This is a genomic window from Nocardiopsis sp. FR4 (assembly GCF_009830945.1).
In the GTDB taxonomy this organism is placed as follows: Bacteria; Actinomycetota; Actinomycetes; order Streptosporangiales; family Streptosporangiaceae; genus Nocardiopsis.
This window is the reverse complement of the sequence record NZ_VWVV01000066.1, coordinates 1-1,378: the sequence shown is the minus strand read 5'-3', so window position 1 is coordinate 1,378 and position 1,378 is coordinate 1. Positions and strand designations below refer to the sequence as shown.

The window sequence follows — 1,378 nt, the reverse complement described above, 5'->3', positions numbered from 1 at the left end:
TGTCGGCGACACGTGAATACTGACCCCGTAGCGTCGTCCGAAATCTGACCCCCTCTGCTGATGATCAGGAAGGTGATCACTGTGGAGGACTGGGCGGAGATCCGCCGTTTGCACCGATCAGAGCAGATGCCGATCAAGGCCATCGCGCGCCACATGGGCATCTCCAGGAACACCGTCAAGAGGGCCCTGGCCGCCCAGGACCCGCCCAAGTACCAGCGCAGGACCCAGGGGTCGATCGTGGACCCCTTCGAGCCGCAGATCCGCGACCTGCTGCGCAAGGTACCGACCATGCCCGCCACCGTCATCGCCGAGCGCATCGGCTGGCAGCGGTCGATGACCGTGCTCAAGGACCGCGTCCGCCAGCTCCGGCCGTTCTACCTGCCCCAGGATCCAGCCTCGCGCACGACCTACCAGCCCGGGGAACTGGCCCAGTGCGACCTGTGGTTCCCCAACACTGACATCCCGTTGGGGGCTGGCCAGGCCGAGCGGCCACCGGTGCTGGTCATGGTCTCGGGCTACTCGCGGTGGATCCTGGCGAGGATGCTGCCCTCCCGCCAGGCCGGGGACCTGACCGCAGGCATGTGGGCCCTGCTCAGCGAGCTGGGTCGCACTCCCCGAACCCTGGTCTGGGACAACGAACCCGCGGTGGGTTCCTGGAGAGGCGGCAAACCCCGCCTGGCCCAGGAGTTCGCGGCCCTGAAGGGATCGTTGGGGGTGGCCGTCTACCAGTGCCTGCCCAAGGACCCAGAGACCAAGGGGATGGTCGAGCGGGCCAACGGCTACCTGGAGACCTCCTTCGAGCCGGGGCGGACCTATACCGGCCCGGACGACTTCAACACCCAGCTGGCCGCCTGGCTGGAACGCGCCAACAATCGCATGCACAGCACGTTGCGGTGTCGTCCCACCGAGCGGTTCGCCACGGACCTGGAACAGATGGTCGCGTTGCCCGACCGGGTCCCCTCAGCGGTGGGATGGTGGCGCACCAGCCGGCTGCCGCGGGACCACTACGTGCGCCTGGACACCTGCGACTACTCCGTGCACCCCACTGCGGTGGGGCGGCAGGTCCTCGTCCATGCCGATCTCGAACGCGTCCGTGTGACCTGCGGTGGTGAGCTGGTCGCCGACCATCCGAGGTGCTGGGCCTCCCACCAGACACTCACCGATCCCGAGCACGCACGGGCAGCTCGGCGGATGCGCGGCCAGGCCCGCTCGGCGCGGGAGCCTGAGCTGGTGCCGGAGCCGGTCGAGCAGCGTGACCTGGGCTCCTATGACCGGCTGCTGGGTGTTGAGGGGGTGGCTTGACGATGAGTTCTTCCAACAGGGTCACGCATGTGGCAGGAAGGCCGACCGGTAAGGACACGGCCTCGCAGATCGCTTA

At 68.0% G+C, this 1,378-nt stretch carries 1 protein-coding gene; it reads left to right on the top strand.

What is annotated here, in order from left to right:
- Window positions 1-72: 72 nt before the first annotated feature.
- Window positions 73-1,302 (top strand): IS21 family transposase, encoded by a 1,230-nt coding sequence (istA, locus tag FYW95_RS27435; protein WP_159945728.1) that lies wholly within the window; start codon window positions 73-75, stop codon window positions 1,300-1,302.
- The last annotated feature ends 76 nt before the right edge of the window (window positions 1,303-1,378 follow it).